Origin of the sequence: Edaphobacter sp., assembly GCF_035532915.1 — a bacterium.
In the GTDB taxonomy this organism is placed as follows: Bacteria; Acidobacteriota; Terriglobia; order Terriglobales; family Acidobacteriaceae; genus Edaphobacter.
This window is the reverse complement of sequence record NZ_DATKQC010000118.1, coordinates 1-5,662: the sequence shown is the minus strand read 5'-3', so window position 1 is coordinate 5,662 and position 5,662 is coordinate 1. Positions and strand designations below refer to the sequence as shown.

The 5,662-nt window shown below is 58.9% G+C and carries 6 protein-coding genes; 3 read left to right on the top strand and 3 right to left on the bottom strand.

Features of this window, described 5'->3' with window-relative positions; all coding sequences use genetic code 11:
• The 3 genes from VMU57_RS05935 to VMU57_RS05925 form a co-directional block, all read left to right on the top strand.
• Window positions 1-808, top strand: an 808-nt coding sequence (locus tag VMU57_RS05935; protein WP_325381712.1) for a tagaturonate epimerase family protein, incomplete at its 5' end; no start/stop codon positions are given.
• Window positions 809-906: 98 nt separating this feature from the next.
• A complete protein-coding gene (locus tag VMU57_RS05930) occupies window positions 907-1,989 on the top strand; it encodes a sugar kinase (RefSeq protein WP_325381711.1) in 1,083 nt (360 codons plus the stop codon).
• Window positions 1,990-2,114: 125 nt separating this feature from the next.
• Window positions 2,115-2,891 carry a glucose 1-dehydrogenase gene (locus VMU57_RS05925; RefSeq protein WP_325381710.1) on the top strand — a complete coding sequence of 259 codons (777 nt, stop codon included), beginning with the start codon at window positions 2,115-2,117 and terminating at the stop codon, window positions 2,889-2,891.
• Window positions 2,892-3,398: 507 nt separating this feature from the next.
• On the opposite strand, the gene VMU57_RS05920 is transcribed toward VMU57_RS05925, so the two are convergent.
• The 3 genes from VMU57_RS05920 to larC form a co-directional block, all read right to left on the bottom strand.
• Window positions 3,399-4,424, bottom strand: a complete 1,026-nt coding sequence (locus tag VMU57_RS05920; protein WP_325381709.1) for an aldo/keto reductase — start codon at window positions 4,422-4,424, stop codon at window positions 3,399-3,401.
• A 56-nt stretch (window positions 4,425-4,480) separates the two neighbouring features.
• Complete coding sequence (gene larB, locus VMU57_RS05915; protein ID WP_325381708.1) at window positions 4,481-5,236, bottom strand: nickel pincer cofactor biosynthesis protein LarB; 756 nt, start codon at window positions 5,234-5,236, stop codon at window positions 4,481-4,483.
• On the bottom strand, window positions 5,233-5,662 hold a 430-nt coding region (gene larC / locus VMU57_RS05910; RefSeq protein WP_325381707.1), incomplete at its 5' end, for a nickel insertion protein. The genes larC and larB, both read right to left, overlap by 4 nt.

Here is a 5,662-nt window from a genome sequence, read left to right as displayed (position 1 = left end):
GTTTCTTGCAGCGGTCCAGGATGCCGGGCGCATCTATCGTTTTCTGGTGGAGAAGAAGGGTGAGGGCAAGTTCATTGCCGAGGTCTCGATGGATGAGACCGACTATCCCCAGACTCCGGTGGAGTTGCTGATTATTCTGGCTGCGATTTCGGATGAGAAGATTCCTATCCAGACGATCGCGCCGAAGTTTACAGGCCGATTCAACAAGGGCGTCGATTACGTCGGCGACGTCGCGCAGTTCACCAAGGAGTTCAACGAAGACCTGGCGACCATCGCGTTTGCGATCAAGACTTACGGTCTGCCTGACAACCTGAAGCTCAGCATCCATTCCGGCTCGGACAAGTTTTCGATCTATAAAGCGATTCACGACGCGGTGAAGAAGTTCGACGCCGGTGTCCACATGAAGACCGCCGGAACGACGTGGCTCGAAGAGCTGATCGGTCTGGCTGAAGCTGGCGGCACTGGCCTCGAGATCGCCAAAAAGGTCTATGCCGAGGCCTATGCTCATAGCGAAGAGCTTTGCGCGCCCTATGCGACAGTGATTGACATTGACCCGACCAAGCTGCCCAAGCCCGAAGAGGTAAATGGGTGGAACAGTGAGCAGTACACCTCGGCGCTGCGCCATGAACAGGGCAACAAGGCGTATAACCAGAGCTTCCGGCAGTTGCTACACGTCGGCTTCAAGGTTGCGGCAAAGCTTGGCGATCGTTACCTGAAGGCGCTTGAGGCAAATGAAGCGGTTGTAGCGAAGAATGTGACCACGAACCTTTTTGAACGGCATATTCGTCCGGTATTCCTTGGGAAATAGCGACATCGTCGGCTTTTGTTTGGAGTTGAGCGTCGAATCGCTATTATGGATAGAGTCATGCCCCGGCTGGGGCATCGAAAATTGAGGAGAATGGCGCAATGAATCTTGGCTTCAAAATTCCTGAAAAAGGCACATTGGATTTTCTGTCCCTCGGGGCACTCGTTACCCGGCTCGATCCCGGCATTATTCCGTTTCGCAAGGCGACGGAGGTTGCGATCCATGTGAGCGGCGGTGAGTTCAATGTCGCGGCGAACCTGTCGGACTGCTTCAAACTGAACACGGGCCTCGCGTCCGCGATGGTGGACTATCCGATTGGAGATCTGGTTGCCGAGCGCGTGCGTGCGATGGGCGTCAAGCCGATCTACAAGCACTTCGAACATGACGGAACCCGTGGACCGAACATTGCGACTGTGTACAGCGATCAGGGCTTCGGTGTCCGCGCTCCGGTGGTGTTCTACAACCGCTGCAACGAAGCTGCGGCGCTGTTGAAGCCGGGCGACTTTGACTGGAAGGCCATCTTCGGTCAGGGCGTTCGCTGGTTCCATAGCGGCGGAATCTTCTCCGCTCTCTCGGAGTCGACGGCTGAGTTGCTGATCGAAGCGCTCAAGGCGGCACGCGCTGCCGGTGTCATCTGCTCGTTCGATTTGAACTACCGCGAGAAGCTCTGGAAGACCGTCGGCGGAATCAAGCGTGCCCATGAAGTGCTGGGCAAGATCGTCGAGAACGTCGATGTGCTGGTCGGCAACGAAGAGGACCTGCAGAAGGGACTCGGCTTTGAAGGCCCGGAAGTCGGTGCCAGCTCCAAGCTCGACCCGAGCGTCTTCCTGGGGATGATCGATCAGGTGGTCAAGCGCTATCCCAACATCAAGATCGTTGCGACCACGCTGCGCGAGGTTCATAACACGAACCACCACAGCTGGAGCGCAGTGGCGTGGGTGAACGGCAAGACAGTCAATGCTCCTACGGCTGAACTGAAGGTGCTCGACCGTGTCGGCGGCGGAGACGGCTTTGCTGCCGGGTTTATCTATGGCTTGCTTAGCGGACAGGAGCCCGAAGAGGCGATCAAGCTGGGATGGGCTCACGGCGCATTGATGACGACCTTCCCCGGCGATACCACGATGGCAACTCTTGACCAGGTCAAGGCGTTTGCCAGCGGTGGATCGGCTCGCATCCAGCGGTAAAAATCTGTCAGCCAAAGTTCTGTCTGATAGATATCTGTCTATAGATACAACAGGTCGCGTTCCCGCCTTCTGCTGAAGGTGGGAACGCGGGTCTGGGTTGAGATTACGAAGAAAGAGGAGATTGGATGGGACATCCGTTGTTTGACCTGAGCGGTAAATCGGCCGTAGTGGTTGGCGGAACGTCGGGCATTGGCCTGGCGATGGCGATTGGGCTAGCCGAGGCAGGCGCCGATGTGGTGGCGAGCTCGCGGCGTGCCGAACAGGTTGAGGACGCCGCAAAGGCGATTGAAGCCAAGGGCCGCAAGGCGCTGCGGCTGACTTCGGATGTTGGAGACCGCGCATCGATCCAAGCGTTGCTTGATGGAACGTTGAAGGCGTTCGGCAAGGTCGACATTCTGATTAACTGCGCCGGCAAGATCAAGCGCGAGCCGACGTTGACTGTTCCCGAAGAGACCTGGGACGACATTATGGACACCAATGTCACCGGGACGCTGCGGGCCTGCCAGATCTTCGGAAAGCACATGCTGGAGCGTGGGTACGGCCGCATCATCAATATCGCTTCGCTCAACACATTCGTCTCCCTGAAAGAAGTTTCGGCGTATGCAGCGAGCAAGGCTGCGGTTGGCGCGCTGACCAAGTCGCTTGCGGTCGAGTGGAGTTCGCAGGGCGTGACGGTAAACGCTATCGCGCCGGGAGTCTTTCGCACCGCCCTGAACCAGAAGCTGCTGGATGAGAGCGACCGCGGCAAAGAGCTGTTGCTGCGTACACCGATGGGACGCTTCGGCAAGACGGAAGAGCTGGTTGGCTCTGCTGTTTTTCTGGCGAGCGATGCCTCCACGTTCGTTACCGGGGAGATTCTGGTCGTCGATGGCGGATTCCTTGCCAGCGGCGTCAATCAGTAAGCACTCTCAGATTTGTATTCAAGAGGCCAGTCGTCGCTTGTATTGACGACTGGCCTCTTGTCTTTAAATGGGTCTTCCTCCAGATGCAGTTTTGCTAATTCGAGCAAAACGCAGATTCCCTTCGGGAATGACAAACGAAGGAAGCAGAAGTAAGGGAATAGCTAATAAGCCTTGTCCTTTCGAGGGTACCCCCCCCCGGGGTACCTTTGGCGTAAGTATATTGTTTGCAAGCATTTACGGAAATTTTGTTTTGTAAAATATTGCATACAAATGGCTTATAGCTAAAATATTGCTTCTAAAGAGGTTAGCCCAGCTTTTTGGCTGGGCCTTTTTTGCTTGTTTCTATGCTGTTTCAAGTCTAGCGAATTGGGTGGAACTGTTTTGCAGTTTTGCGGGATTTATTTTTGAGGAGGAAAGTTGTTTGTTTTGTTGCGGTTGCCAGCCCTTATGCCGCATGAAAGAGCGACGGAGGGGCTTGACATGGGGTTTTGGCTGGATTTCCGCGGCTTAGCCTAGCCATTTGGGGTTGGCGGCTGTTCCGTCGAAGTGGTTGGTGGTCTTGAACAGCTCGAACTTGCCTTCGCTGGCGGCGGCGCGGGTACGGTCGAGCAGGCTTGCGATCTCGGTCTGTGTCAGTGGCTTGAAGGTCTTGGTTGCTTGAATGGCCTGATCGAGGACCGCGGGGGAGTCGATGCCGGTGATGACGACGGAGACGGGCTGGGTGAGGCCGTAGTGCAGGGCTTCGATGGGCTCGACCGTCTTGCTGCGCAGGATGTAGTTGTCGCCGAAGGTCTTCATGGCGAGGATGCCGGTGCCTTGCTTGAGAGCGACCGGGATAACCTCCTTCGTGAACGACCGGAAATGGGCGTCCATGACGTTGACCGGCATCTGCACGGTGTCGAAGTGGAAGCCGTGTTTTTCGGCGAACTCGAACATGCGTAGATGGACGGCGGGGTCTTTGTGGCCGGTGAAGCCGATGTAGCGAATCTTTCCCGCCTGTTTTGCGGCGACGGCTGCTTCCAGAGCGCCGCCGGGAGCGAAGACGCGGTCGGGGTCTTCCATACGTATGATCTCGTGAAACTGGACGAGGTCGATGACGTCGGTCTGGAGGCGACCGAGGGACTCTTCGAGCTGATGGTTGTATGCCTCTTGGGTGCGGCCATCCATCTTGGTCATGAGGAAGACCTTGCTGCGGTAGCCGTCGCGCAGCGCCTGGCCCATGCGGACTTCGCTGATGCCGTTGTTGTAGTCCCAGCAGTTGTCCATGAAGGTGATGCCGCGATCGATGGACTGGCGGATGAGGTGAATGCTCTCGTTGGGGTCGGCCTGCTTGCCGACATGAAAGCCGCCGAGCCCGATGGCGGATACGCGCTCCCCGGTGCGGCCGAGCTCGCGGTAGATCATGTCGGGAGATTCGGGCCGCGTGGTCGCGTGCGAGGGGCTTGCAGTGGAAGCGGTTTGGCCGACGAGGTTGCCGGTTGCTGCGACCACACCGGCGGCGGTGACTGACTTCAAGAAGTTCCTGCGCTCCATTGCGACTCTCCTATGGGCTTGCGTACGGATTTGGATGCGAAGCGGGGGCGGCGGGGCTACCTGTGGGCGGCGCGGGCGATGAGGGTTGCTGTGTAGGCGGCTCCGAAGCCGTTGTCGATGTTGACGACGCAGACGTTGGGCGAGCAGGAGTTGAGCATGCCGAGGAGAGCGGCCGCACCGGAGAAGGAGGCTCCGTAGCCAACAGAGGTGGGTACGGCGATGACGGGAACCGCGACGAGGCCGCCGACGACGCTGGGCAGTGCTCCCTCCATTCCGGCGCAGACGATCACGGCGTTCGCTGTAGCGAGGATGTCGCGCTGGGCGAGCAGGCGATGGATGCCGGCGACGCCGACGTCGTAGAGGCGGGTGACCTGTGCGCCGAAGAGTTCGGCGGTGATGGCAGCCTCTTCGGCGGCGGGGAGGTCGCTGGTTCCGGCGCAGAGGACAGCGACGTGGCCGCGCGGCTCGGACGGGGGAGATTGGCGAAGGGTGATGGCTCGGGCTGGCTGGTGATACTTTGCTGCTGGAGTCATGGCGAGGACGGCAGTTGCGGTGGCCTCGTCGGCGCGGGTGGCAAGGACGTCGATGCCGGTGGCGACCATGCGGGCGAAGATCTCGGCGGTGTGCTCGGGCGACTTGCCTGCGGCGTAGATGACCTCGGGCAGACCGTTACGAAGGGAGCGATGGTGGTCGATCTTGGCGTAGTCGAGGTCTTCAAAAGGAAGGTTGGCGAGGCGGCCGGAGGCCTGCTCCGGGGTGAGGGTGCCGCGCTGGACTTCGGCCAGGAGTTCGAGAAGGGAAGTTTTGTTCATTTTGATCTGCTGGAGTGGTATGCGGCGATAGCGGATTGGATGACCTGTTTGACAGGGACGTTGTGGGCGGCGGCGGCGGCGCGGCAGTCTTCGAACTCAGGGGTGGCGTTGAGCTCTTCGTTTAATTCTTTTTCGCGGAGTGAGCCTACCTTGATGCGGATCTCGCCGTAGTCTGTTGAGACTGTGTGATGGCTGCGATCGAGGCAGGAGCGTTGCTGCTGATGGATGCGGATGCCGAGGGTGCTGGTCTCGCGGAGGAGCAGGCGCTCGAGGACGGAGGATTTTTCTGGGTCGCAGAGCACGGTGAGAAGCGTGCCGGGGCGGCCCTTCTTCATGATGACGGGGGTGAGCATGACGTCGAGTGCGCCTTGCTGGAGGGCCTGTTCGGCGAAGTGCGCGATGATCTGGGGGTTGAGGTCGTCGAGC